The following is a 25,381-nucleotide window of genomic DNA, read 5'->3' on the forward strand; positions in this document are numbered from 1 at the left end:
CTAATCCGCTTCATCATCTCTTTCTAGGAAAAACTAATCTAACTATTTTAGTTTCTCAATTCCAAGCACTCCCCCTCCATGGCTTTGGCGTCTTCAGGGTCGTGTGTGACAAGCAGCGCGGGTATGTTGGCTTGGCGTATCTCGTTTAGTACAAAAGTTCGTACGTCGCGTCTTAGGGCTGGGTCGAGTTTGCTGAAGGGTTCGTCGAGCAGTAGGAAGTCGGGCTGGGAAAGCAGTGTGCGAAGCAGGGCGACGCGGGCTTGTTGTCCACCGGAAAGATCTTTTGGTAGGGCGTTGGCTTTGTCTGGAATGCTGAGTTTTTCCAAGGCGTTTTGCGCCATGTCGATTCGTGCCGATTTTTTGATGTCGGCAGGGATGGCAAAGAGTAGATTTTCTATGATGCTCATGTGAGGGAACAATAAGGGCATTTGTTGTAACAAGCCGACTTTTCGTTCCTGGGTAGACTTTGTGTGCAAGGCTTGGTTGTTTAAAAAGGCTTCGCCAGTGGTGGTTAAGTTAGGCGATAAAGAACCGCTGAGAAAATGCAGCAAGCTAGATTTACCAATGCCACTTGGCCCCATGATAGACAAGACTTGACCATCAGTAATCTCGAAGCTCAAATCTTTGATAAGTGTCTTGCCATCCAATGTCAAAGAAAACGCATTTACACTGAGCACTATGTATTCCTTCTGCTAAACAAATTTTTTAATACCAATCGCCACCTAGTCCAGCGTAGTGGAATGTATTGTGCGAGCCAAAATACCATGATGGGAAAGAGGGCTTGCAGCATTGCCATGCTGCCCACTTGTTTTCTGTCGCCTGATGCGGCTTGCGCCACGGCTTCTGTCGTTAAGGTGCTGTAACGGCCTTCACCGGCAATAAGCGTTGGTAAATATTGAGCGATGCTGACGGAAAAACCTATTGCAAAAGCCGTCAATATCGCTGGCTTTAACATGGCGATTTTCACTAAGAAATAATTACGCCAAGGACGATGGTTGAGTCGATTAGCTTGCAGTAAGTATTCTTCTTCGTAGGCCAAATAGGGGCCTTTTAAGGTTAGATAAACATAAGGCAAAACATACATTAGGTGCAGGGCAATAATGGCGCACAAGTCGCCATTTAGGTTCGAGTAAATCAGCAGCACATGCAAACCAAACAAAAAGCCAATTTGTGGTAATAAAATCGGCACATAAATGAGCCAATCGAACACATGTGGTTTACTTGAGTTTGCACCTGTCGTGTTGTGACGTTTGGTTTCCAGCATCACAAGGCTAATCGCGCACGCCATGAGAGTTGCCACTAAGGCAATGGTCAGCGTGTTTGAGGTGAGTTCCATCAGCAGCGGTGTGGCGCGTTCGATATTGTCCCACGTCCATTGGCTTGGTAATGCATCGGGGAAACGCCAGCGTCGAGTAAGCGACCAAAGTGGTAGCAAAGCCAGAGCCACAAAGGCATTCAGCAAAGCGAATAAACCTAGAGCAACACCTAATCTGAGCACGCTGTCAGTTAAGCCAAAGCGCTTGCCGTTACTGCGTTCGGCACGAGTTAAGCGGCTAAACAACAAGTGCGAGAGTTCCCAGCCAGCCAATACAACAACAATGACTAGCATAAGAGTAACTGCGCCAGCGCTGGCCATTAATCGCATGGATAAATCAGGGGCGTTAAACCAGCGCAATAAAGTGACCGCCAGTGTCGACGGTGTGTTAGGGCCGATGACCAAGGCCAAATCTATTACGGTCAAGCTAAAGGCAATGACGATGAAGATAGGCAAGCGAATGATCGGATAGAGTTGAGGAATTAACACCTTGCGCCATAAGGTGAAACGGCTGTAACCAAGTGCTTGGCCCACTTGTAAGCTTTCCCGCGCCTTGATGCTTTTCATGGTGGCGAGCATAACAAACAACAGGTAGGGCATTTCTTTTATCACAAGGGCGAGAATCAACGAAACGCCATAAGGGTCTTGTACGGTAATCCAGTTAGGCGGTCGGTCAAACCCTGTCAACCATGGACTAAACAACCGAACTAACCAACCAGATGGACTCAATAGAAACAACAAGCCAATGGCAATGGCTGCGTGAGGAATCGCCAGAATCGGTGATAGCAGTGCTTCGACTTTACGGAAAAACGGTCGTTGATAACCCCACGCCAACAGCGACAGAGCGAACCAAAGGGAGAGCAGAGGCGCGGCAATTCCCGTTATGAGAGTGAGTTTCAAACTGGCGTAAAATTCCCCTTGGGTAAACAAGTCTCGCCAAGGAGAGAAGGAAAGGTTGTATTCACCAAGGGGAGGAAAATACGCAAACGCAGGAAGCAAGGTGCCGATCAAACCAATGGCAATGGGAAATACCAATAACAGACTAATTATCCCAGTGATCCATTTCGCGTGTTTTAACGGCATCTTGCTTCTTATTCAGCTAATTATAGAGTTCTAACGACGTTACGAGCGATGCCAAGACGAGGCAAAAATAGACGAAAAAGCGGAGTTTATAAGTTATAAATGAGCACTTTGAGTCTATTTTTAACAAAGTATTGGTGAGCGCAGTAGTCGTTCTATTAATTATTGTGCGTAACGCTTACGCCACTCACTCTCTAACGCTCCCACCCAACTACTGTGTGGTTCCGGTAGCGTTTGTCCTAGCTCTTCAATGCTCAACGTCGCGATACCACGAGGTAAATCGTCGAATTTGGCTTGTTCAGACGCAGGCAATTTTGCGTAAGATAAAACACTTAAGTCGCCCCAAATGGTCGGCGTTTGTTTTTTAATTTGTGCTTCAGGTGACAGCATAAAGTTGGCAACCACTTGTGCGCCTGCTGTTGCGCTGCTGTTGTAGGGAATCGCTAGAAAGTGCGTATTACCAATGGTGCCGTTGGTGAAAACGTAAGAGCGCACCGTGTCTGGTAGATTACCTTTGTCGATCTGAACCGATGCAGCGGAAATGTCGAAGCTTAATGCAACATCGATTTCTTGGTCATCGAGCAAACGCATCATTTCTTCTGAGCTAGATGGAAAGGTTTGACCATTGCGCCATGCGACTTTATGAAGCTGATCTAAGTAGGCCCACAAAGGTGCGGTGATTTTATCGAAATCCACACTGTCTGCAGGTTGTGAAAGCGCTTTGCGATAAGGTGTTAATTCGTACAAGGCTTGTTTTAAAAAGGTTGAACCAAGGAATTGCGGTGGCTCTGGGTAGGTGATTCGTCCTGGGTTGGCTTTCGCGTAGGTGAGCAAATCGACAATGGATTTGGGTGGGTTGCTCAAGGTCGCTGTGTCGTGCATAAAGATGACTTGCGCCATGCCCCAAGGGGATTCCATGCCATCAACGGGCGTACCGAAATCTTGCGTTAAGCTTTGGCGTGCGTTTTCGTCCACATAAGTGATGTAGTTTGGCAGTGACTGGCTGAACGGGCCAAATAATAGATTGTTGTCTTTCATGGCACGGAAGTTTTCGCCATTGAGCCAGATAAGATCGATTGAACCATTAGTGTTTTTGCCTGCGGCTTTTTCAGCTAAGACACGATTGACCGCATCAGAAGTATCGGTCAGTTTCACTTGTTTTAGCGTCACATCGTATTCTTCTTTAATACGGTCGGCGGCCCATTGAATGTAATCGTTAATATTGTCAGCACCGCCCCAAGCATTGAAATACACGGTTTGTCCTTTGGCATGTTGTAGCGTGTCTTGCCAAGTCTCTGTTGTGCTGGCTTGGGTGGATAAGCTGGTAAACGCAAACGTGGCAGCGATGGAGGCTGCGAGTAACGATTTTTTCATTCCTTTCTCCTGATGTTTTTAATCTGTACGAAAGCTTAGACGTAAATAGATCTTTGTTTCTTACAACTTTTATATTTAAGGAATTGTTTTTTATTAAGAATCGGTTTTAGCGTACCATGTTGCATGCTCAAATTGCTTGACTGTTTTACTGCTTTTTTCGAGGTGTTATGTCTTACCAAATTTACTCTCATGTATTGCCTAGCGCGACACCGGGAACTCAACGTGTGTTAAAAGCCCATCACTTTGGTGAAGCGGGTGCGCGACCTAAAGTCTATTTTCAGGCGGGGCTGCATGCGGATGAATGGCCGGGCTTTTTGGTACTTAACACCTTGCTAAGAAAATTGAAGAAAGCCGATGAAGAAGGCTTGATTCAAGGGGAAATAGTGATTGTACCTGTGGCGAACCCGATAGGTTTGGCGCAGAACTTTCATGGTTATATTCCTGGACGTTTTGCCTTTTCTGATGGCGGCGGCAATTTTAACCGCAACTGGCCCCAGTTAGGCGCGAAAGTAGAAAAACGCATTAAGGGCGATGTGACCGGCGATATTCAAAGTAATATCGAATTAGTTCGCCAAGCAATTCACGACGAGCTGGTACTGTTGCCAGAAACCACCGAACTGCAAGGTATGAAGAAAACCTTGTTGGCTCTGTCTATGGACGCAGACGAAGTGCTCGATTTGCATTGTTCGGGCGAAGCCAGCATGCACGCCTATGTGGCGCAAGAATTCGAAAGTCATTTTACACCCTTGTTAGCGTTACTCGGGGCAAAAGTCGGTTTGTCTGAACTGGAAACCGGTGCCGCCTCGTTTGACGAAACCAATGTCAGCGTGTGGCGGGATTTAAAAGCCCATTATGCCCATTTGATTCCTTGGGGAAGTCGCTCTTTAACGGTAGAATTACGCGGCGAGAACGATATATCCAATGAGTTTGCTCAGCAAGATGCGCAAGCCTTGTTCGATTACCTTGTGCTGCGAGAAGTGATTGCAGGCAAACCACCTGTGATTGATGACAGCCAAGTCGAATATTATCCATTGGATGCCATGGATTTAGTCAAAGCACCGTGTGCTGGCATTGTCTGCTATCACAAAGCCATTGGCGACGCAGTAGAAGAAGGTGAGGTGATTGGTGAAGTCGTGAACCTGATGGACGACGACGTTGAGACCTCCAGTTATCCTTTGATTTCACGCACCAATGGCGTATTTTTCGCCCGAGTACAACGACGTTTGGTGGTGTGTGGCGAATCTATTGCCAAGATCGCCGGTAGAGAACACCTTGCGTTTCGTGAAATTGGCCATCTATTTGAAGACTAGCGCTTTGAAGATTTACAAGGCAAAACTATTTTGATTCAAGCTCAACCTAATACTGACGTGACGTCCTCGTTAACCGATGAGCAGCAAAGCGTTGTTCATCACGATCTTTCGTTGCCAGCAAAAGTCATCGCCGTAGCGGGCGCGGGTAAAACCACCACCTTAATTTCTCGTATCGAGCATCTGTTGGCTCAGGGTGTGGATCCGTCGCACATTGGCGTGTTTATGTTTAACAAAAGCGCGCAAGAGGAATTTTCCGAGCGTTTGAGCAAGCGACTCATGAGTGCTGGGCATTTGCGTTCACCAAGCGTGATGACCTTTCATGCCTTTGGTATGAAGTTTTGCCGCCGCTTAGAACAGCAAGGTTGGCTAGCGAGTGCCAAGTTAATTACCGACGATTTTAGTTTGGTAAAAATGTTACGCGAGGCGTTACAGCGTTTGGTTCGCAATGGTGAGAAAATCGCTATTTTAGACGAGAAAGATTGGCTAGAAGATGTCTTGTTGTTTGTCGATCAAGTGAAAGCTTCTGACCAACCCGCGCAGATCGTTTTTGAAGCTTTGGGCTGGTCTAACGAACGTAAGTTTTTCCCAGCGTTATATGATGAGTTAGAAAAACTGCGCAAGCGTAATAACATACGCTTTTTTGCCGATTTACTCAGCGACCCTTATGAATTAATCAGTGAATTAGACGAAGCTGAACGCGTGAGAGTGCGTGGTTTGGTGCCGGATTTTCGTTACTTGCTAATTGACGAGTTTCAAGACATTAACCCTTGCCAATACGAATTGCTCAAGCTGCTTTATCCAGTGCCTTGCCAATGGATGATTGTCGGCGATGTTCAGCAGTGTATTTATGAATGGCGCGGTGCTAGTCCAGAGATTATGGCGAGTCAGTTTGATCAAGACTTTTCAAACGTAGCGACTTATCCGTTGAGCACAAGTTTTCGTTTTGGCCATGCCGTCGGTTTAATGGCGTCGAGCGTGATCAGTGAAAACGATCCTGATGCCTTGGTGATTGGCGCTGGCGAGCGCACGCGAGTGTCTTTTGCCCGCGCTCCGAAAACGGGTAAGGCGTTGTTGGGGGAGCTGAAATCTTGGGTTGATGAAGGTCGTGCATTGAGCGATACCGCGGTATTGGTACGCTTGTACAGTGACATGGTGCCAGTGCAACTCGCCTTGATGCACAAGGGCGTGCCGTATCAATTACATGGTGACTCGCCATTGTTGGAAAACCGCCAAATTCGCATGCTAATGGCGTATCTGGCGGTGATTGCTGGTGGTTTGGAAACGTCGAACACCTTTTTTCATCCGGATGATATTGAATACTTGCTGACGGTGCCGAGCCTTGGTGGTTCTATGGCGCAGCGCAAAACCTTGATTCAACAAGCGAAACAGTCTCCGCATTTGTTGCCGCAGATTATCGAGTCCGTGGCCGATGCTACGGATGGCTGGCGTGCGAAAAAACTATACGAACGTGCTGATTGGTTGCGCAGCTTAGGCATTTATCGCACCGATCCGGGGCAAGGCTTAGCGCATACCTTGGAGAAGTTGGGCATTTATCGTTATTTCGAAAGCACCAGCAGCAAAGATATTCAGACCCAAGAAAAGATCGCCACCTGCGATGCCTTTATGGCCTATGTGCGAGGTGTGGGCGGTGATGCCAAGTCGATCTTGGAACAACTTGCCACCCTGAATGAAAAGCAAACGGACGATGTTCACGGCGTGCATTTGATGACGATTCATAAGTCGAAAGGCTTGGAGTTCGATCAGGTGCTATTGTCTGGCTTACAAGAAGGCCGCTTCCCGTATTATGACGAGGATTTGAGCGCCATAGACAAGCAGGCCGCCAGTGATATGGCATCGGAACGACGTTTGTTTTATGTGGCCATTACGCGGGCAAAACAGAAGTTAGTCCTGCTCGAATCCCCAAGTGCTGATGAGCACAAACGTATGAAACAGGGTGACATTCCCCGTGCTGCGTTGAAAAGCTTGTCCTTGTCGCGTTTTGTGTTCGAAGCGCAGCCGTACGCGGTGAGCCATATTTGTGAAGCTTGGTACAGTGAAAATACTGGCACGCAAATTGATACGGAGAAAGGTTCGGTGTTTCAGCGCTATTTAAATGCGGTTGATCCTTCGCCTGCTTTAACCTTTCGCCATCGTGTAGAAGGTAAGAGTCTATTACAGCCCGGCGACAAAGTCCGTCACGACCAATTTGGTCAGGGCGTTGTTGTCCGACAAGAGCGAGACGCCAAGCAAATGATTTTCGTGGATTTTGGTGAAATGGGTCTAAAACGCTTTAATCCCAAGCATACACAACTTATAAAATTGTCTTCCAGAGCTTAAGGAACACCTAATGTCTATACCGTTAATTGATCTGTCGAAACTGATTGATGAGAACGAATCTGTTCGTCAGAGCGAAATTAAAGCCTTAGATAAGGCGTGCCGTGAGATTGGTTTTTTCTATCTGACCAATACAGGTATTCCGAAAGAATTGATGGCAGCGCTGATGCGCGAAGCCAAACGCTTTTTCAACCAGCCACAAGAAGTAAAAAACGCCATCGACATAAAAAACAGTATTAATCACCGTGGCTACGGCAATATTGGTGAAGAGCAGCTTGACGAAGTGAACCAAGGGGACTGGAAAGAAACCTTTGATATGGCGTTGGACTTTCCTAAAGATCACCCTTTGGTGATTAAATATCCGACGGCGTACGGCCCTAATCAGAACCCAAGCAATCCTACTACGCTTGAAGTGCTGCAAGAATACTATGTAGAGGCTTTTCAAGTAGCGCAAAAACTACTGACTGCCATGGCGCAAGCCTTGTCTTTAGAGGATGACTTCTTTACGCGCGGCTTTAAAGATCACGTGACTGTTTTGCGAATGATTCATTATCCGCCACGTCCAGCCAACGACCATGACAATGGTGCGGGTGCGCATACGGATTACGGCTGTGTCACCTTATTATTGCAAGATCAGATTGGTGGCCTGCAGGTGAAAAATCGCCAAGGTGAATGGGTGGATGCAACGCCAATAGATAATGCCTTAGTCGTGAATATCGGCGATTTGATGCAGCGTTGGACTAACGACGAATACGTTTCCACCGCGCATCGAGTGCGTGCTTCATTGCCAGATGTACATCGCTATTCTTTCCCATTCTTTGTGGAACCAGATTACGAAACGAATGTTGAGTGTGTGCCAAGCTGTGCGACCGCTGACAAACCGGCGAAATACGATGGGATCTTGAGTGGCGACTGGATTCAGTCTCGTTTTGATGCGACTTATGCGTATCGAGAAAAAGAACAAGCTTAATTTAGGAAACAGGTCGTAGATCTAGCGCTTAATGGTTGAAGAGGAATCTATTATTAAAAATGACCGCTAGGCGGTCATTTTTAATAATTCAGACAAGGGATGGATTTTGTAGACTTGATCTTTGATTTTGGCAATGTGTCCCGCAGGAACTTGAACCCAGCTGGCGCCAGAATAGTCGAGTGGTTCTGAGCCAATGACTATGTGCTTTTCAAATTGCTTGTAGTACAAGCTTGGGGCTTGTTCATCACTTGAAAAACGAATGGCTGTGATCTCTGTACCATCTGAAAGCACAGCGGTAAAACGCAGCGGATCTTGTATGTTTTTTACTTTCATCATGTCGAGAATTTGCGCTAAGGTTGTCTCAATCGCATGCTCTGGATTCGTCTCTAAGCCATTGGCAATCATCAATAAGAAAATCACTTCTGAATCGGTTGCTCCGTGGCGATGGCTATAAAGGTGCTCTGGAATCAAACGATCCAGTTGCCAGCGCAAAGATTCATAGCCGCCAATTTGTCCGTTGTGCATGAATAGCCAGTTTTTGTAACTAAATGGATGGCAGTTAGAACGGTTGGTTTCTGTGCCAGTAGACGAGCGCACATGAGCGAAAAATAAACCACTTTTAATGTGTTTTGCTAGGCTTTTTAAATTGCTATCACTCCAAGCAGGTAAGACTTCATGGTACAGGCCCGGCTCTTCTCGCTCATCGTACCAACCAAGACCAAAGCCGTCAGCATTTACTGTGACCTCCGACTTTCTGGCACTTAAACTTTGATGAATTAAAGAGTGCTCTTGCTTAAAAAGCAACGATTCAAGATAAACAGAATCACCTTGATACGCCATCCAACGACACATGATTTTCTCCTGGGAATGAAAAGGGGAAGTAAGTTACTTCCCCGAATTATCTTAATCTAAAAGCGCGCTACTGTGGATCTATACTTTGAAATAACTGATCTTTGCCGATAGCTGTGTTGCTAACGACGCTAGCTGCCCAGCTGAGTTACTAATCGAGTGAATCGATGTAGTGGTTCGTGAGGCGATTTCAGTAATGTTCTCTACGTTGCGGCTAACATCTGCGGTTACAGAAGCTTGCTCTTCTGCTGTGGCCGAAATACGGTCATTCATATCGCGGATCTTGGTAACAGAAAGGTTGATATTCTGTAACGATTTTTCCTCATGCTTAACCTGATTTACCGCATCTGTAGAGCGCTGATGGCTGGAAGTCATGGCTTTTACCGCAGACGATGTGCCAGTTTGCAGTAGAGTAATCATTTTTTCAATTTCTTGTGTGGCGTTCTGAGTGTTCTGGGCAAGATGGCGCACTTCATCAGCCACCACCGCAAAGCCTCGTCCTTGTTCACCTGCTCGTGCTGCTTCAATCGCCGCGTTTAATGCGAGTAGGTTGGTTTGCTCAGCAATGCCCAAGATGGTATTCAGAATGGTGCTTATTTCTTGGGTATTAGACTGTAGTTCATTAATGGTATCGGCCGAACTGGCAATTTCAGAGGCCAACTCTTCTATACTCTTAATGGTTGTTGTTACTATGGCTGTGCCTTCAGTCGCAGCACTTTCGGCATCGTGTGCTGCCTGGCTCGCATCTGTAGTGGCTTCGGAAACATGAACCGCGGTAGATTGAAGTTCTTGTATTGCCTGAGAGACGAGGTTGGTTTCCTCTTGCTGGCGATCCACCATATCGGAAGACTCATCGGTGATTCGATTCAGGTCATTGGCAGCATTCGTGAGCATGGAGCTGGATTCCGCCACATCGTGCAAGATGCTACTGAGCTGTATAACAAGCTTATCCATTGCTGTTTCTAATAGGCCAATTTCATCTTTACGTGTGCTGGTAACTTGCGATTTAGCCAAGTTGCCAGCTGCAATATCTTCAGCGCGGCGAACGGCTCGGATAAGAGGTCGACAAATGCCGTTAACGATAATGGTGCTGACGATAAGGCCAATAGCGATAAGAATGGCAGCAAGTACACCGCTGGTATAAATAGTTTGGTCAAGCTTGCTGCTTTGTGCTTTTGCAACGGTATCGTTGTAGTCGTTAATCGCAGTAATGATTTCTTCCATCTGCGCATTAACGGTAATCAGGCTTTCTTCGGCTTCTTTACGGAATTTGTTGGCTTTTAGTGTATTAAGTTTTTCCCACCAATTGTAGGTCTCTGTGCTGGATGCTAGGAAAACTTCTTGCTGTTCTTCTAATACCCTGATTTGTTCAAATAAACCTTCTAGACCATCATGGACTGGCATAGTGGCCAGTATGCTTTTTACATTTTCTATACTGGTGAGCAGTTCGCCAGTATAGGTTTTGAATTTATTCGCCGACTCGGTAACTTGCTCTACGCCATAACCACCAATGGATTTGGCGATTGATACTTGGAAAAAACCTCGTTCAAATTCAACTGATTGTTGTAGTAAAAGCTGACGGCTCTTTTCTAAATTTTTAACTAGTAGGAGGCTTTGAGAGGAAAGGCTTTGTAATTCGGAGGAGACAGATTTACTGGTTAAAGCGGAGCTGATACTAATTCCTACAATAACCAGTGAAAACAAGGCAATAAGCGACAATATTTTTGTGCGCACGGACAGTTTTAACATAGCGAATCCAATATTAAGAGTGGAAGAGAATGACAATAATTGAGCAATAGTTATGCCAATTAAATTACATTACCTTACAGAAATAACGTCTGCTTATAGCTTTCTATGTATTGGTACTTACTTGTCCTGTTTTAGGTACTAATCTAGAAAGTGGGGGGTGGTGATACAGATTGGGTCATTTCTGTGTCATGTATTAGCCCGTTTTTCTTGTCTGAAATGTGCAAAAAAAGCGGCCAGCTCTTAAGATAGCGTGAAATGGGAGTAAAGGTACAGAAATAATTTGAATTTACGCACTAATATAGTGCGTAGATTGTAGGGAGGAGAGTCTATTGTGGCGCGGACTTTACAACCACTTCATTTCCTTCGACAGTGAAGAAAAAGCAGTCTCGACGGTTGGTGTGGCAAGCAGGGCCTTTTTGATCTACTTGAATAAGTATCGCATCACCATCGCAATCAAATGACATAGACACCAATGTTTGACGATGCCCTGAACTTTCGCCTTTGCGCCAATAGGTTTGACGAGAGCGAGACCAATAACATACTTGGCCTGTTTCTAGGGTTTCACGAATGGATTTCTCGTTCATGTACGCCAGCATCAAGACTTCACCTGTATCGTGCTGTTGCGCGATAGCGGCGATCAAGCCATGTTCGTCTGTTTTTAGGTTAGCTAATACAGTGTCTAAAGAGAGTGTTTCGCCTTTGGCGAGGTTCTCGTATTCTTTTAAGCTCATGTTCTTGCCTTAAGTTTTTCTGAAATCGCGCCTTTACCAATGCCTTCAAAGCCGTGGGCTTCAATGTGCACACCTGGATTCTCTTCTGCTAATACATCGGCAATGTGTGCGGAAAGGGATTCGACTGTCGTATCACAATCCAACATGTAGACTTGATTGCTGTCTATCTTTAGCTCAAACAAGCCTTGCTGACTGGTGTAGCTAAAGCAGTGATAGCTCACGCCGTTTTCAGTCGCTTGGCTTATTAAGTCTTCTTGTGTACCTAAATAGATGTCTTCCCAACGCTTTGCCCAATCGTGTTCGATTGTTGCATTACGTGCGCCATCGGCGTAAATCTCAACCGTAGAACGATGGCCATGAGCAATACGCTGGCAATTGCCTGCGTGCTTTTTCAAACCATGGCTGTATTGATACTGCGCGCCAGTGATGTGCTCTGGTGAAAAGCGCACGCTTACTGCTTCTAATTCCGCAGGCAGCAGGTTAAGAATTTGTGATTCAACCCATTTAGCCACGGCTTCAGGTGTGATTTCGGTCATTGGCAATACACAAATCGCTTGAGTTGGTGCATCACACTGAAATACACGCTTGTCGCTAGAGATTTCTTTGCTGTGGTCAAAATGAAATGACACGCGGTCATTTGCTAATGGTGTGATTGCTGATCCACTGTGCTCAGCAGGAATTGCCAGCATGTGATCAATGTGGTCATCGAGCCATTTCTTGATTTGTTTTTTAACGATGCTGAAATCACAAATCATGCTTTCATCGTTTAACTTGCCGGTCAGAACAATGTCTGTCTGCCAGCTTTCACCCAACAAACCACGTGTGGCATCAAAGTAGGAAAAATCTACATGGGTTAGGTTTTTAACAAATAGCTTCAACTCGCTACTCCTATGATTCTTAATGGTGCGTATCTTACCGTAAATAGAAGCCGCGTTATAGCGCGATACTAAGAAGCAAAAGAGCAGGTGAGGGCGCAAGATAGTTAGTTGGATTTAAGTATTTGAAAATACATAAGAAAGGCGGTTGATATTTCGAATTGGCTGCGTATAATTGCGCCCCAAGGTCAACAGGCCTCCTTTATGGTGTCTCTGCTGGTCCCCTCGCAACGATAAACCGTTAATCTGGTCAGGTCCGGAAGGAAGCAGCCACAGCGGTGGACTTGTGTGCCGAGGTGCGGCTGGTAGAGATGCCACCTTAATCTCCCCCAATGTTCTAAATTCTCTTTTTTATACTTCAATACTTATTTAATCTTTTTGTGTTTCTATAAAACTCTTTTGATGCATTGTTGCGTCTTTCCTCGCTACTGAACATAAACAACATCACTTGTAGGGCACGATAAGCGAAGCGTAATCTGCCGTGAAAGCGCAGCTTTCTTTTGTGGGTGAAAACCATTTTTCATCTGACCCCAATTGACCCCAATAGATTCTCCAATAGATTCAATAAATATTTCACGATGTACAGTCACGTCTTTAGATGCTGTCACACTGACTCGAACTTACCTTACCCCTCGCTGCTGAATGCTCTTCTTACAAAATTTCACTTGGTGATTCGTGCTGCTTGAAACTATACTGTACAAATATACAGTATATGGTATTTTATCATGCGTGTTACTTATCTTGGTGTGTCTGAGTCGGCGGCGTTTATCGCGGCTAATAGTGTGCGAATCCCATTGTATGTGGATTCGGTGTCGGCGGGATTTCCTTCGCCGGCTCAGGATTTTGTTGAAAAATCTTTGGATTTGAATGAGTTCTGTGTGGCTCATCCGAACGCGACGTTTTATGTGCGTGCTCAGGGTGATTCGATGATTGAGGCGGGGATTCATTCTGGCGATGTGTTGGTGGTGGATCGTTCGTTGACGGCGCGCCATGGCGATATTGTGATTGCTTCTATCCATGGCGAGTTGACGGTGAAAACGCTAGAGCTTAAACCTACTGTGCTTCTGCGTCCGAAGAATAAGGCTTATAAGGCGATTCCTATTACCGAGGAATCTGAACTGGAGGTTTTTGGTGTGGTAACCAGTGTGGTTCGTAAGTACGAGCGTCATTAATGCAAACCGCTTTTGCTTTGGTAGATTGCAATAACTTCTATGCGAGTTGCGAGAAGTTGTTCCGGCCAGATTTAAAATATGCGCCTGTTGCGGTGTTGTCGAATAACGATGGTTGTATTGTCGCCCGCTCCAAAGAGGTAAAGGCTTTAGGCATAAAAATGGGCGTGCCGATGTTCCAAGTGCAAGATGAGATAAGAAAGCATGGCATTGTGTGTTTTTCGTCGAATTATGCTTTGTATGCGGATATGTCGAATCGGGTGATGACCATCTTGGAAGAGGAGGCTCCGCGATTGGAGGTGTATTCCATTGACGAAGCTTTTATGGATCTGACTGGCATTGATCATGTGACGGATTTGTTGGCGTTTGGCAAACAAGTAAAAGCTAAGGTAGATAAATGGACAGGCATTACGGTTGGTGTGGGCATCGCGCCCACTAAAACCTTGGCGAAGTTGGCAAACCATGCGGCGAAGAAGTATCCAGCAACCGGTTCGGTGGTAGATTTGATGGACCCAGACAGACAAAAGCGTTTATTGGCAATTGTTGATGTAAGTGATGTATGGGGCGTTGGTCGTCGTACTACGGCAAAGCTAAAGGCAAGAGGAATACAAACGGCGTTGGATCTGGCTAATGCTGACCCTAAATCGATTCGAAGTGAGTTTTCTGTGGTGTTGGAGCGAACCATTCGAGAGTTGAATGGGGTGTCCTGTTTGGATTTAGAATTAGTCAGGCCAACAAAGCAGCAGATTATTTGCAGTCGATCCTTTGGTCATAAGGTGACAGACAAGCGTGAGCTACGGGAGGCCATCGCCAAGTATACAACCAGAGCCGCTGAGAAGCTACGAGGGGAAAAGCGTCTTTGTCGTGTGGTGAGTGTGTTCATTCGTACCAGCCCGTTTATTTCAAATGAACCACAGTATTCTAAAACTCTTTCAGCTGAACTGCCTAGCCCAACTGATGACACGCGGGATTTATTGGAAGTCGCTGATGTGCTGTTTACTCGAATCTGGCGTGATGGTTTTCGTTATATGAAAGCAGGTGTCATGCTTGCCGACTTTTACGAGCATGATGCTTTTCAGCAAGACTTATTCCGAGCGGACAGTACAAAACCTAATGCAAACGCTTTAATGAGTGTGGTAGACAAGATCAACCACAGCGGCCTTGGCAACGTCTTCTTTGCCTCGCAAGGTGTATCGCCTCAGTGGGCGATGAAAAGAGAACACCTGTCGCCTGCTTACACGACCAGGTGGGATGAACTGCCAAAGGTTTGGTGATCAATTACCAAGAAACGATGTAATGTACTCTCCAATCATTGCGATTTTCTTCTTCATTTACTAAAACATGAACGCCAAAATGCATAACTGTGTATTTGTTGTCTTTATATTTAAACCACCTCTTTGATGCACCCAAACCAAAGGCATCAATAAAGTCCTCGGCGGGGCTTAAGTATACATGCCATCCAGTAGACTGATCCGGACCTAGTCTAGGGTTATAAAGAATGCCAACTAATCTTAAATCTACATCTCCATGATTTTCACCTCTTACATCTGCGCTAATTCCTATTCCAGAAGCTAAGCAAATCTCACCTAAAGTGAGAATACAGGTTTGGTTATCAATAATGGCATTCGTTTCTTGCTGCTTTTCAAAAAGTGTAGATTGAATGCTTGTAATAACCTGTTTGGAATTCGCTAATTCACTGTCATTAGCTAGATTTTTATCGCTATCAGCTTTAGTTATTTCTGCTTTTAAAAGTTCTACGTATGCGTTGTAGTCTTTAAGAGCCTCTTCATAACTAGAAGTTGTATTTTCACTTTTGGCTTGATCAAAAGAGGCTTCTGCTTTTAATTTTGCCTCAGAAATTGTTACTCCTAACGATATTTGAGGGATGAATACGAAGCAGACACTCGTTATGTAGAGAAGCGATTTTAATAAATGTTTAATAATCATGATCGAATCATCCTTGTGTTGGTTGTTTTTTAAACAATACAATATTAAGTAAAGAAAGTGCAATAAAAGAGATGTGGTTTTTTTGATGAAATATATATCTTCATTCTTTTCGGTTAGGTTTGCCGGTTCAGGTGTGCCATTCAGTTGTTGCGATGCTTTGTTGTAAATTGAAACTTCAACATCGAGCCAGACTTAGAGACAAGAAAACCGCCAATTAGGCGGTTTTCTTGTTTATGCGCTTGGGCTAAGTAATCAGTCTTTGCCGATAAACTTCATGGAGATGGAGTTTACGCAGTGACGAATGTTATTTTCAGTGAGTCTTTCGCCTTCAAACACATGACCTAGGTGTCCATCACAGTTGGCGCAGACTATTTCGATACGGCGGCCGTCGGCATCGGGGACACGTTTAATAGCATTTGGAACTTCATCGTCAAAGCTAGGCCAGCCGCAGTGAGATAGAAATTTATGTTCTGAAGTGTATAGGGGCGCATCACATTGGCGGCAGACATATAGTCCGCTGGCCATTGTGTCGGTATATTCTCCAGTAAATGGGCGTTCTGTACCTTTGTCTAGAATGACGCTGGCTTCCATTGGGGTAAGTTTGTTATAGGTATTACTCATATAAAACACTCTCTTGCCACGATAATGGGATTGGATTTGGATAAATTATGGCACGCATAGTGACAGGAAACTAAGACAATAAATTGTACATCAAGTTCGTGTATGTAAATGGGGTGTCATTTTATGTGCCACAGCTTACGGAATTGAAGTGGTGACACATGCTTAAATTTTTTAAATTGTCTATTGAAATTAGACTGGTTTAAAAAGCCGCTCTTTTCCGCAATGAGAGGCACAGGTAGTTCGCTACTAATTAGAAGAGAGCAGGCATGTCCGATACGAACTTCGTTCAGATATTGATTAAAACTTTGCTGCATGTTGGCTTTGAAAAAGCGCACAAAGTGACTGGTACTCATGGTGCCTATATTGGCGGCATCGTCTAGCGTAATTTGTGTAGCGAAATATTTGTGTATCCAACTTAGTATTTGGCTAAGCTTTTTTTGCTGGTTAAGGGTGGTTTGCTGAGTATTAAACTTTGAACTGGCTAATTTCTTGTAAGGCTGATTCTGCAAGCAGACTAATATATCAAGCAAAAGAGTGAGCTTTCTTGCTTCATCAGCCTGGATCATTTCCAAAAAGCGTGGACGAAGTTGGTGGGCGAGGCTTTCTGAAAATTGAATACCTTGATGTGATTGATTCAATGTGTCTTTCAATGACGCGAGTTCTGGAAATACACCAGTGACACTTTCGATCCAATGATGATTAAACCACAAAACGATGACGCTAATAGGTTCTTCGGGTTCTAGTGCGTTTTGAGAATGCCAAGTATGAGGCAGATTCGGCCCAATTAGTGTTAAGTCATTGTCTGTGTATTCTTCAATATTGTCTCCTACATAACGCTTTCCTGTGCTGTTGATGGAAAACGTTAACTCGTATGCGGGGTGAAAATGCCATTCGAAAGGGATCTCTTTTAATTCTCTGAGTAAAAATTGCCAAGAAGTTTGGGCTTTAGTCAGACGTTCTAAATGAGCTTTCATGATTTTTGGCACTTATTGATCTAAATTTTTTTGAATTTGGATCAGATAGTACTGGAATTGCGGCATATATGACAAAAAATAATGCCTTAGCTCATTACACTGGTTTGGAAACATAATAAATATAAACAAACGAGGTAAGTGCTGTGACGGAAGATTTAAATACACCAGGAAACCGATCCGCTGGTCGTCATGTTGGTGTGGCATTGTGTGATATTAAGAAGCAATTACCATTACGAGTTTTAACGCAAGAGCAGTTTCTCCATTGGCAAAGGCGCGGTTTTGTTGTTATTCCTGCCGCCATAAACTCATCACAAGTGCGAGAAACGGTTGATTTTTTATGGGAATTTCAAGATATGTCTGCAAAAGATTCAGATACTTGGTATGCCCCCCAGCGTTTAGATCATGCAATGACAGAGCTGAATAACTCAGGAATGGTAGAGGCGTACCACCATCAAACGTTGTGGAATAACCGTCAATCGCCAAGTGTATACAATAGCTTTGTGGATATTTGGGATAAGGAAGCATTATGGAGCACGATTGATCGTGCTAATTTGAATCCACCGAATCGTGGAGGCCGTGAATTTACAGGTTTTATTCATTGGGATAGTGATACATCACAAACACCATTGCCAATTAGTGTGCAGGGTGTTTTGGCGCTGTCTGACACAGATGAAGAAACGGGTGGATTTCAATGTGTGCCTGATCTATATCGCGATTTGGCTGTATGGCGTGAAAGCCAGCGTCCAGACCGAAACCCCTTTGTGCCAGATTTAACTGGATATGAAACAGCGTTTGTGGCGATGAAAGCTGGAGATTTATTGATCTTTAATGGCTTGCTTCCCCATGGTATTCGTCCCAATAATTCAGGTCGTGTGCGTATTGCTCAGTATATATCTATGAGCCCTGCATTAGATGATAACGAGATACGGGATTGGCGAGTTGATTGCTTTGAGCAAAAAAGCACACCAATGGGTTATGCGTTTCCGGGTGATCCAAGGCGGTGGGAAAAAGAAAAATACCCAGCCGCTAAGTTAACGCCCTTGGGAGAAAAATTACTGGGTAAGAGGCTTTGGTAAATAGTCTGGGTGGCTGTTGCGATAGAGATATCGAGTAATTGCATTGATTTCATTAGGTTTAGCTGGTTACACTGAATAAATATTATTAATGAATTTTCAAAGGGGTTGCTTGTGGGTCAGACATTCGAGTCGATATTTAAAGACAGTGTTAAGCGTATGCATTACCAAGTCGATGGGCTGAGTTCTGATAAAAGTCACATTCAGGTGATTATTTGGCCAACATTTTCTGGATTGACTGACTTTGAAAAAGGCATTGCAGACCGTATTGCGTCACTGGGATTTTCTGCAACCGCGTTGGATTTGTACGGCATGGATCAGAACCCAGTCGAAATGGATGCGAAACTGGCGAAGATGGGTGCTTTGCTTGCTGAAGCGGGTCCTTTACATGGTTTGCAAAAGGAGCTGACTGAATCCGCTTGTGATGCAATTCACGGCAAAACCATTGTGCATGTTGGTTTTTGTTTAGGTGGTCGTTTGGCGTTGGAGGCCGGTTTGCATCTGGCGGAAAGTGCTGGCGCGGCGAGTTTTCATGGCTTAATGAGTTTTTTCCGTGCTCAATCGGAAGAAAAGGCCAACACCAAAACTAAAATAATGGTGCTGAATGGTTATGAAGATCCTCTAGTTAATGAATCTGAAGCTCAAGAAGCGAAACGTTACTGGGCAGGTTTGGGGATGGATTTTCAGTACATAGATTTTGCTAGCACCATGCATTCGTTCATGTTGCCAAGTGCGGACAATCCAGAACATGGCAGCCAGTATAATCCATTGACCGCGCAGCGCGGTTATCAATATTTGGAACACTTTTTAGAAGAATTTGTTTAAGTAATACCGATTCAAGCAGACAGGGAGAACTCAGTCTGTGTCTGTTTGAATCGTCTCTTATCGTTTGTTGTCCCTCTCGATCATACCTTTCTTATCTTATTCGGGTTCTGGCAGTCAGAACGGATAATAAATAGTTATAAAACATTCTTAGAAAGCGACGTGTTTTTTGCTTTTGCAACTGGTTTTCTATCTCAAAATGTCGATCTTTTCATAAGTTCTAAGTAAAAAATAAGGAAAAAAGGCCTTGGCTGTTTCGTCTTAAATATAGGATGATAGATCCCATTTTTTGATATTGTCCTCCCAGTTTTATCGCCTTATTCTTGCCTGATTAAAATCCCCCTTCAGATTATTTTAGAGTATAAAAGAGCGATGGAAGAAATAGATAAGCATTCAATTAAAAAGAAAAACACCATTGTTATGTTGGCGATTGGCGTCATTGTGGTATGCGTTGTTGTCTATATTTGGTGGTCAAAAATAGGACGATTCCACGAGGCAACAGAAGACGCTTATGTGTCAGGCAATATTGTGAGTGTTATGTCGCAAATGTCTGGAACGGTTACGGATATCATGGTTGATAATACCAGCTTGGTGAGTGAGTCCGATCAATTAGTGAAAATCAATCCGGTGGATGCTCAGTTGGCTTTGCAACAGGCAGAGGCGAGCCTTGCGAGTACTATACGTTCTGTGCGCAATAGTTTTGCTTCTTTGGAAGAGCAAGAGGCTAATGTGGGGTTGGCTAAAATCTCTTTGGATAAGGCGCAAAAAGATTATCAACGTCGAGTGAATTTAAAGAAGAATAACTTAATTTCTAATGAAGATTTAAGCCACTATGAAAGTACTTTAACGAGTGCTCAAGCTTCTTATAACCTTGCTCTGAAGTCATACGATACGAATAAAACTAAGGTCGACAATACGACGGTGCTGACGCATCCCGATGTGTTAAAAGCGGAATCTGTTTTAAAAGCGGCTTGGTTAACGCTGAATCGTACTTCTATTCTTTCTCCTGCCAGTGGGTATATTGCGCAACGTAGTGTTCAAGTGGGCCAGCATGTGGCGGCAGGAACGACTTTGATGTCTGTTATTCCATTAAAAAATGTTTGGGTAACTGCGAATTTTAAAGAAACACAGCTTGGTAATATTCGTGCTGGACAGTCTGCCACTTTAACGTCCGATGTCTATGGTTCTAGTGTGATTTACCATGGCAAGGTAAAGGGAATAGAACCAGGAACGGGTAGTGCGTTTTCTTTGCTTCCCGCGTCTAACGCGACAGGAAACTGGATTAAGACGGTACAAAGGGTGCCGGTACGTATAGTGTTGGACCCTGCTGAATTAGAGGCGCACCCGCTGCGTCCTGGTTTGTCTATGAGTGTTACGGTCGATACCAATAATGCTGGCGCACCAGCATTAACACCTCTTGCAGATGTTCAGGCGCCTTGGCGTACTCATGTATTTGATCACAATGATGATGACGTCAATGTGATTATTCAAAAGATCATTAAAGAAAGTTTGTAAGTGATGATAAGTCGAATTAGCCGTCACAAATATGTGCCAGCGCCATCCCATGAATGGTTAATGCTGGCGACCATATTTCTACTTATGCTGCTGAACTTTTTACAGACCGGCATGATTGTGTTTGCCGCTGCGCCATTGATGGGCGAACTTGGTGTTTCTCCACAAGAGTATAGTTTGGCAACCGCGTCGTATGCTTGTGTCGCTGTGGTTACGATTTCAAAGCAGCGTTGGTTAGTTGAGCGAATGGGTTGGAAGCTCTACATATTGGGCTCCTTGTTCATCTTCTTTATAGGCTGTGTGGTAGGGTTTTACTGTCGGAGCTTTGATGGCTTTTTGATTGGCTATGTCATCATGGGATTTGGCGGAGCTGCTTTCATGACGGGGGCTAGGGTTATTATTAATTTATTTCCCCCTAGCCTGATCCGCTTAACGGGTATTAAAGCATATGCTTATGGGTTGACCATAGGTTCGGCTCTTGCACCATTTTTAGCTGCGCATTTATTTATGACCGCTTCTTGGCATTATCTGTTTGTTATCTTGATGGTGGTGAGTTTATTGAGTGCAATTACGGCTGCTTTTTGTTTGCCGGGCATACCTGCAAAAGAAGAGATGCGTAGTCAAAGTCATCCTTATATTTTGATGGCCTTAGCTGCAGGTTCTTTTTTGGTTTTGTACGGCTTTCAGCACGGTAATTATGCTTTTTTTAGCAACACTGTGTTGGTATGTGTGTTTTTATTGCTGGGCTTGAGCAGCCTGTATTATTTTTTACGCAGCATGGTGCGTCACCATGAAAATCGACCGTTATTGTCGATGAAGTCGCTGTTTAGTAGCAAGTTGTACCGAAATGGCGTGACTGTGTTTTTTGTCTGTTATTTGATCATGGGGTCAAACAGTTATTTGATACCACAGATTATGCAAAAAGGCCTTGGTTACGGCTGGAGCACGATTGGCAACTGGTACGCTCTTGGGCAAGTCGCGGGTGTTGTTGGGTTGTTCGTTAACATGCTTATTATGCCTAAAAAGCCTCATGGAAAAAAATTCTATGTGGCAGGTTTTGTTTGCTTGATGGCGTACGGTTTTTTGATGATGAAGTTAACACCAACGACAAACTTACAGACTTATGTGGTGCCAGCGCTATTCCTTTTTGTGTTTTTTACGGTGTGCGTACAAGGTACGGTGGCGGCGAAGGCGTTTGCCGAACTACAGCATGATGAAACGGTCTTTTCTCACGCTCAGCAAGTGAAAAATATGGTGTCACAAATAAGTGTGGCGTTAGGAATATCCTTGGCAAGCATTGGGCTGCAGTGGCGTACGACGGTGCATTATGGTGTGCTAAATCAGCATGTCGCAACGAACGACTCTATATTTGTAAGGACACTGAGTCAGATCAGTAATGTGTATAGCGCTCACATGAGTAGCGATATGGCCACTAAGGCAGGTTTTGCATGGATTGCGGATCAAGTTCATCGTAATGCCGTGATATTGGCGGGGATTGATTATTTCTCTTTGCTATTTGTTGTGGGTATTATCGGGGTGATTGTTATGGGGTGCCAAAAACGCCTAAACTAGCGTTTTTCCAATGTCATTTTTTGGTCTTTTTTTGTAGGGTAATAAAGCGGTTTATGGATTTTAACGATATTTATTATTTTTACCTGACTGCTGAACATGGTGGCTATACTGCTGCTGAGCGAGTATCGGGCATTACTAAATCGCTTTTAAGTCGTCGAGTCGCGCAGCTAGAAGATAAGCTGGGTATCCAATTGATTCAGCGCAACAGCCGCCAGTTTTCCCTAACTGATGCTGGCCTACAATTGTATGAAGGCGCCATTAATATGGTGGCGGAAGGTCAATCTGCTTACGAGTCTGTGGCGTTATTGCAGTCTGTGCCTTCGGGTGTGGTTCGGGTAAGTTGTCCTGTTTTATTGGCTCAGCACCACTTTTCTGTCTTTTTGCCTGAGTTTATGAAGAAGTATCCCAAGATTTCCGTGTTTTTGGATGCGACAGATAGAGATGTTCAGGTACTGGAAGAACGCATTGACATCGCGCTACGAACACGAGGCGCCATAGTTAATGGAGCCGGTATGGTGGCGAAGAAGCTGGGCACCAGCAAAATGATTTTGGTAGCGAGTCCGCAGTTTATCAAAGAATTTGGAATGCCAACTCATCCAGATCAGCTTTCTAAACTGCCCACATTGACCGAAACTTTTGGTAAGCAGGAATCTGTTCATCAGTGGGAATTACTTGGACCGAACAGCAGTATTTGCTTGGTTCAGCACCATCCTCGGTTGGTGTGTTTGAACCGCTGGTTGCTTTTAAGTTCGGCATTGCAAGGTGTCGGGGTGGGGTTGGTGCCAGAAATTGTCGCTACGGAAGAGCTAGAAAGAGGGAATCTGGTGCGTGTTCTTCCTGAATGGACAACTAAGATAAGCATTGTTCAGGCGGTATATTCAAATAGGAAAACCATGACACCAGCATTAAGAGTATTTTTGGAAAGTCTTTTGCAATATTTTGCTGAAGTGGTAAGTCCTAATCGTTTTGATTGATCTGTTCAGTGCATTACTTTCGCTATCATGGGCTTATGGATTATTGGGCGTTGTGGCTCCCATTCGAGCGGATACTTTCCTACAGGCTTCTTTCACCAGTATTTGAAAGTGTTTAAAACGTGCGTCGTCTATTCGGAACTTTGGAACAGTAATACTTAGTGCGGCGACGGGTTCATTTCTGTGATTTAAAATAACGGAGGCGGCGCATTGAATGCCTTCCTCGTGCTCTTCCAAGTCTAAGGATATTTTGCTTTCACGGATTTTAAGAAGGTCGTCTCGTAGCATTTTTTCGTTAATAAATGTGGTGTCCGTGTGTTTGATAAAGCTCTGCTCTTTAATAGCAGCCACCAATTGCTCTTCACTAAGAAAAGCCAGCATGGCTTTTCCAACACCTGTACAGTAAGCAGGGCCTTTTTTGCCAACCGCAGAAAATAGGCGCAAGCTTTTTTGACTCTCTAGTTTGTCGATATAAATCACATCTCCTCGATCAAGTACCGCAAGGTGAATGGTTTCGCCTGTTTCATCCCATAAATGTTTTATTTGGTCTGCGGCAATATCACGTACATCGATTTTTGCCCAAGCTTGGTGAGCAAGCTCTAATAGTCCGTAGCCCGGATGATAAAGCTGTGTGACTTCGTCAAAACGAACCAAGCCCTTTTCTGATAGAGACATTAAAATCCGGTGAGCGGTAGCTTTCGGTAGGTCTGTTTTATCTACCAAATCCGCAAAGCGTAATGGCACTTTTGCTGCACACACTTCCTGTAAGAGATTAAGTGTTTTGTCTAATGACGAGCCTCCACTTTTTGTTTCTTGTTCTGACATGATGGGATCCTTACTCTTTTCGAAGTATTTGTATGATGAGGCAGCTCTTAAATATTTTAGTAAAAATAACCAGTCTTGAAAATGCCATAGATTGAGTATTGCAAATAGTGGAACTATGTTCCACTATTTGTTGGCCTGTTTGTTTGATATAGACTTCAGTTTAATCAGTAAGGTTTATAGATTTATAAAAATAAGAAGGTGTGCGCTATGCAGGCGGCATAAAGGTATTGGTGTTGTTCTAGCAGCATTTCTTCACCGAACACACTAAAAATTAACGTAGAACTTATGATATCGAGGTCTCTTGTAATGACCCAAATTAATCCTGTTCCGCAATCAGCTGATGGTAGCGCAAGCTTCATTGCTGTCGATTGGGGAACGACCAATTTACGTGCCTTTTTGATGACTCAGGATGGTCAAATTCAAGCTCAGCGAGACAGTGATCGAGGCATGCTAAAGCTTGGCCCGGCTGAATTTGAAAGCGTTCTATCTGATTTGCTGGGAGATTGGCTAACGCCTGATTTGCCGATTTATATGGCGGGCATGGTGGGCAGTCGCGGTGGTTGGCAAGAAGTACCTTATCAACACTGTCCTATCAAGTTAGACGATTTATCTGAACATCTTTTTTGGTTGACGACATCTTTGCCAAACAAGGTAGCGATTGTGCCTGGGTTACGTGGTGAAGGTGTCTCTGGACTTACTGATGTCATGCGCGGCGAAGAAACGCAATTATTGGGTGCGATTGATTGGTTAGAGGAGCAAGGTCGAGCCGATGAGTCTCCCGTATTTTGTTTGCCGGGAACCCACTGTAAATGGGCGCAAATTACAGAAGGTCAGGTCACGCAGTTTTCTACCTCTATCACTGGTGAATTATTTGCGCGTTTGAACGATGAATCCAGTTTGGTAAAAGGTTTGCCTCAATCTGATCAGCTGAATAAAGCTGCCTTCAAAAAAGGCGTTTTGGCGAGCCAGCAAGCGGGCGGTATTTTGCATCATTTATTCAGTGCTCGAAGTCGTTTTGTGTGTGGCGAGTTAGCCGCAGATGAAGTTCGAGATTACTTATCTGGTGTGGTAATTGGTCATGATGTGAATGATGTTTTGCTGGCATTAGAGGCAGAATCATTAGAAACGCAAAGTGGCCGAGTAGTGATTATTGGTAGTCAGGCATTGAGCGCGCGATATGCCTTAGCCTTGTCTTCGCGCGATCTTACTGCTGAATTTCTGGCGGCTAACGAAGCGAGTATTCGTGGTTTAAAGCGTTTGGCGAATCGTCAGGCTAAGTCGGAAACTAATCTGACAAAAGGAGCGTAA

General features: G+C 44.5%; 22 protein-coding genes and 1 other RNA gene. 12 read left to right on the forward strand and 11 right to left on the reverse strand.

Translation table 11 applies throughout. The annotated features are described in order from the left end of the window. Positions 1-47: 47 nt before the first annotated feature. The 3 genes from JSY38_RS17900 to JSY38_RS17910 form a co-directional block, all read right to left on the reverse strand. Positions 48-677: an ATP-binding cassette domain-containing protein gene (locus JSY38_RS17900; RefSeq protein WP_205114542.1), complete on the reverse strand. Its 630-nt coding sequence runs from the start codon at positions 675-677 to the stop codon at positions 48-50. Next, positions 677-2,398, reverse strand: a complete 1,722-nt coding sequence (locus JSY38_RS17905; RefSeq protein ID WP_205114543.1) for an ABC transporter permease — start codon at positions 2,396-2,398, stop codon at positions 677-679. Before JSY38_RS17905 ends, JSY38_RS17900 begins: the two co-directional genes overlap by 1 nt. Before the next feature lie 159 nt (positions 2,399-2,557). Then, complete coding sequence (locus JSY38_RS17910; RefSeq protein ID WP_205114544.1) at positions 2,558-3,769, reverse strand: ABC transporter substrate-binding protein; 1,212 nt, start codon at positions 3,767-3,769, stop codon at positions 2,558-2,560. A 167-nt stretch (positions 3,770-3,936) separates the two neighbouring features. Between JSY38_RS17910 and JSY38_RS17915 the strand changes: the two genes are divergently transcribed. From JSY38_RS17915 to JSY38_RS17925, 3 genes are read left to right on the forward strand one after another with little or no spacing between them, the layout of a single operon-like run. Beyond that, entirely contained in the window at positions 3,937-5,079 is a 1,143-nt protein-coding gene (locus JSY38_RS17915; protein WP_114413387.1) for a succinylglutamate desuccinylase/aspartoacylase family protein, read from the forward strand. Positions 5,080-5,109: 30 nt separating this feature from the next. Further along, on the forward strand, positions 5,110-7,416 hold the full coding sequence (locus tag JSY38_RS17920) for an ATP-dependent helicase (protein ID WP_239544045.1): 2,307 nt from the start codon (positions 5,110-5,112) through the stop codon (positions 7,414-7,416). Positions 7,417-7,426: 10 nt separating this feature from the next. Next, a complete protein-coding gene (locus tag JSY38_RS17925) occupies positions 7,427-8,383 on the forward strand; it encodes an isopenicillin N synthase family dioxygenase (RefSeq protein ID WP_205114545.1) in 957 nt (318 codons plus the stop codon). A 66-nt stretch (positions 8,384-8,449) separates the two neighbouring features. Here JSY38_RS17925 and JSY38_RS17930 read toward each other — a convergent pair whose 3' ends face one another. The 4 genes from JSY38_RS17930 to JSY38_RS17945 all read right to left on the reverse strand — a co-directional run bounded on the left by JSY38_RS17930 (position 8,450) and on the right by JSY38_RS17945 (position 12,590). Continuing rightward, positions 8,450-9,235: a class II glutamine amidotransferase gene (locus tag JSY38_RS17930; RefSeq protein WP_205114546.1), complete on the reverse strand. Its 786-nt coding sequence runs from the start codon at positions 9,233-9,235 to the stop codon at positions 8,450-8,452. 78 nt (positions 9,236-9,313) lie between these two features. After that, on the reverse strand, positions 9,314-10,981 hold the full coding sequence (locus tag JSY38_RS17935; RefSeq protein WP_205114547.1) for a methyl-accepting chemotaxis protein: 1,668 nt from the start codon (positions 10,979-10,981) through the stop codon (positions 9,314-9,316). A 326-nt stretch (positions 10,982-11,307) separates the two neighbouring features. After that, positions 11,308-11,712: a phosphoribosyl-AMP cyclohydrolase gene (gene hisI, locus JSY38_RS17940; RefSeq protein WP_114413391.1), complete on the reverse strand. Its 405-nt coding sequence runs from the start codon at positions 11,710-11,712 to the stop codon at positions 11,308-11,310. Then, complete coding sequence (locus tag JSY38_RS17945) at positions 11,709-12,590, reverse strand: 6-carboxytetrahydropterin synthase (protein ID WP_205114548.1); 882 nt, start codon at positions 12,588-12,590, stop codon at positions 11,709-11,711. Before JSY38_RS17945 ends, hisI begins: the two co-directional genes overlap by 4 nt. A 211-nt stretch (positions 12,591-12,801) precedes the next feature. Here JSY38_RS17945 and ffs point away from each other — a divergent pair. The 3 genes from ffs (at position 12,802) to umuC (ending at position 15,030) form a co-directional block, all read left to right on the forward strand. Beyond that, positions 12,802-12,898: signal recognition particle sRNA small type (gene ffs, locus JSY38_RS17950), an RNA gene on the forward strand. A gap of 414 nt (positions 12,899-13,312) precedes the next feature. Next, a complete protein-coding gene (gene umuD / locus JSY38_RS17955; RefSeq protein ID WP_205114550.1) occupies positions 13,313-13,759 on the forward strand; it encodes a translesion error-prone DNA polymerase V autoproteolytic subunit in 447 nt (148 codons plus the stop codon). After that, entirely contained in the window at positions 13,759-15,030 is a 1,272-nt protein-coding gene (umuC, locus tag JSY38_RS17960) for a translesion error-prone DNA polymerase V subunit UmuC (RefSeq protein WP_205114552.1), read from the forward strand. Before umuD ends, umuC begins: the two co-directional genes overlap by 1 nt. Before the next feature lie 4 nt (positions 15,031-15,034). Here umuC and JSY38_RS17965 read toward each other — a convergent pair whose 3' ends face one another. The 3 genes from JSY38_RS17965 to JSY38_RS17975 all read right to left on the reverse strand — a co-directional run bounded on the left by JSY38_RS17965 (position 15,035) and on the right by JSY38_RS17975 (position 17,298). Further along, on the reverse strand, positions 15,035-15,703 hold the full coding sequence (locus JSY38_RS17965) for a hypothetical protein (protein WP_205114554.1): 669 nt from the start codon (positions 15,701-15,703) through the stop codon (positions 15,035-15,037). Positions 15,704-15,955: 252 nt separating this feature from the next. Next, on the reverse strand, positions 15,956-16,324 hold the full coding sequence (locus JSY38_RS17970) for a methionine-R-sulfoxide reductase (protein WP_205114556.1): 369 nt from the start codon (positions 16,322-16,324) through the stop codon (positions 15,956-15,958). Between the two features lie 116 nt (positions 16,325-16,440). Next, a complete protein-coding gene (locus tag JSY38_RS17975; RefSeq protein ID WP_205114558.1) occupies positions 16,441-17,298 on the reverse strand; it encodes an AraC family transcriptional regulator in 858 nt (285 codons plus the stop codon). A 143-nt stretch (positions 17,299-17,441) separates the two neighbouring features. Between JSY38_RS17975 and JSY38_RS17980 the strand changes: the two genes are divergently transcribed. The 5 genes from JSY38_RS17980 (at position 17,442) to JSY38_RS18000 (ending at position 23,251) form a co-directional block, all read left to right on the forward strand. Further along, positions 17,442-18,374, forward strand: coding sequence for a phytanoyl-CoA dioxygenase family protein (locus JSY38_RS17980; protein WP_205114560.1), 933 nt, complete (start codon positions 17,442-17,444; stop codon positions 18,372-18,374). Positions 18,375-18,485: 111 nt separating this feature from the next. Further along, positions 18,486-19,196 carry a dienelactone hydrolase family protein gene (locus JSY38_RS17985; RefSeq protein WP_205114562.1) on the forward strand — a complete coding sequence of 237 codons (711 nt, stop codon included), beginning with the start codon at positions 18,486-18,488 and terminating at the stop codon, positions 19,194-19,196. Positions 19,197-19,565: 369 nt separating this feature from the next. Further along, positions 19,566-20,708, forward strand: coding sequence for an HlyD/EmrA/EmrK family protein (locus tag JSY38_RS17990; RefSeq protein WP_205114564.1), 1,143 nt, complete (start codon positions 19,566-19,568; stop codon positions 20,706-20,708). A 3-nt stretch (positions 20,709-20,711) separates the two neighbouring features. Next, on the forward strand, positions 20,712-22,277 hold the full coding sequence (locus JSY38_RS17995; RefSeq protein ID WP_239544659.1) for an MFS transporter: 1,566 nt from the start codon (positions 20,712-20,714) through the stop codon (positions 22,275-22,277). Between the two features lie 53 nt (positions 22,278-22,330). Beyond that, positions 22,331-23,251, forward strand: coding sequence for a LysR family transcriptional regulator (locus JSY38_RS18000; protein ID WP_114412127.1), 921 nt, complete (start codon positions 22,331-22,333; stop codon positions 23,249-23,251). Positions 23,252-23,284: 33 nt separating this feature from the next. Here the strand turns inward: JSY38_RS18000 and JSY38_RS18005 are convergent, their stop codons facing one another. Beyond that, positions 23,285-24,073 carry an IclR family transcriptional regulator gene (locus JSY38_RS18005; RefSeq protein ID WP_205114568.1) on the reverse strand — a complete coding sequence of 263 codons (789 nt, stop codon included), beginning with the start codon at positions 24,071-24,073 and terminating at the stop codon, positions 23,285-23,287. 306 nt (positions 24,074-24,379) lie between these two features. Between JSY38_RS18005 and JSY38_RS18010 the strand changes: the two genes are divergently transcribed. Next, the gene (locus tag JSY38_RS18010) at positions 24,380-25,381 is read left to right on the forward strand and encodes a 2-dehydro-3-deoxygalactonokinase (RefSeq protein WP_205114570.1); all 1,002 of its coding nucleotides are present in this window, start codon (positions 24,380-24,382) and stop codon (positions 25,379-25,381) included.

The organism is Marinomonas foliarum, assembly GCF_016906065.1.
In the GTDB taxonomy this organism is placed as follows: Bacteria; Pseudomonadota; Gammaproteobacteria; order Pseudomonadales; family Marinomonadaceae; genus Marinomonas; species Marinomonas foliarum.

Bases quoted from the DNA above. Each gene is read 5' to 3' on its own strand.
- JSY38_RS17930 (WP_205114546.1), bottom strand. From the start codon at position 9,235: ATGTGTCGTTGGATGGCGTATCAAGGTGATTCTGTTTATCTTGAATCG.
- JSY38_RS17915 (WP_114413387.1), top strand. From the start codon at position 3,937: ATGTCTTACCAAATTTACTCTCATGTATTGCCTAGCGCGACACCGGGA.
- JSY38_RS17935 (WP_205114547.1), bottom strand. From the start codon at position 10,981: ATGTTAAAACTGTCCGTGCGCACAAAAATATTGTCGCTTATTGCCTTG.
- hisI (WP_114413391.1), bottom strand. From the start codon at position 11,712: ATGAGCTTAAAAGAATACGAGAACCTCGCCAAAGGCGAAACACTCTCT.
- umuD (WP_205114550.1), top strand. From the start codon at position 13,313: ATGCGTGTTACTTATCTTGGTGTGTCTGAGTCGGCGGCGTTTATCGCG.
- JSY38_RS17965 (WP_205114554.1), bottom strand. From the start codon at position 15,703: ATGATTATTAAACATTTATTAAAATCGCTTCTCTACATAACGAGTGTC.
- JSY38_RS17990 (WP_205114564.1), top strand. From the start codon at position 19,566: ATGGAAGAAATAGATAAGCATTCAATTAAAAAGAAAAACACCATTGTT.
- JSY38_RS18000 (WP_114412127.1), top strand. From the start codon at position 22,331: ATGGATTTTAACGATATTTATTATTTTTACCTGACTGCTGAACATGGT.
- JSY38_RS17995 (WP_239544659.1), top strand. From the start codon at position 20,712: ATGATAAGTCGAATTAGCCGTCACAAATATGTGCCAGCGCCATCCCAT.
- JSY38_RS17975 (WP_205114558.1), bottom strand. From the start codon at position 17,298: ATGAAAGCTCATTTAGAACGTCTGACTAAAGCCCAAACTTCTTGGCAA.
- umuC (WP_205114552.1), top strand. From the start codon at position 13,759: ATGCAAACCGCTTTTGCTTTGGTAGATTGCAATAACTTCTATGCGAGT.
- JSY38_RS18005 (WP_205114568.1), bottom strand. From the start codon at position 24,073: ATGTCAGAACAAGAAACAAAAAGTGGAGGCTCGTCATTAGACAAAACA.
- JSY38_RS17905 (WP_205114543.1), bottom strand. From the start codon at position 2,398: ATGCCGTTAAAACACGCGAAATGGATCACTGGGATAATTAGTCTGTTA.
- JSY38_RS17925 (WP_205114545.1), top strand. From the start codon at position 7,427: ATGTCTATACCGTTAATTGATCTGTCGAAACTGATTGATGAGAACGAA.
- JSY38_RS17970 (WP_205114556.1), bottom strand. From the start codon at position 16,324: ATGAGTAATACCTATAACAAACTTACCCCAATGGAAGCCAGCGTCATT.
- JSY38_RS17910 (WP_205114544.1), bottom strand. From the start codon at position 3,769: ATGAAAAAATCGTTACTCGCAGCCTCCATCGCTGCCACGTTTGCGTTT.
- JSY38_RS18010 (WP_205114570.1), top strand. From the start codon at position 24,380: ATGACCCAAATTAATCCTGTTCCGCAATCAGCTGATGGTAGCGCAAGC.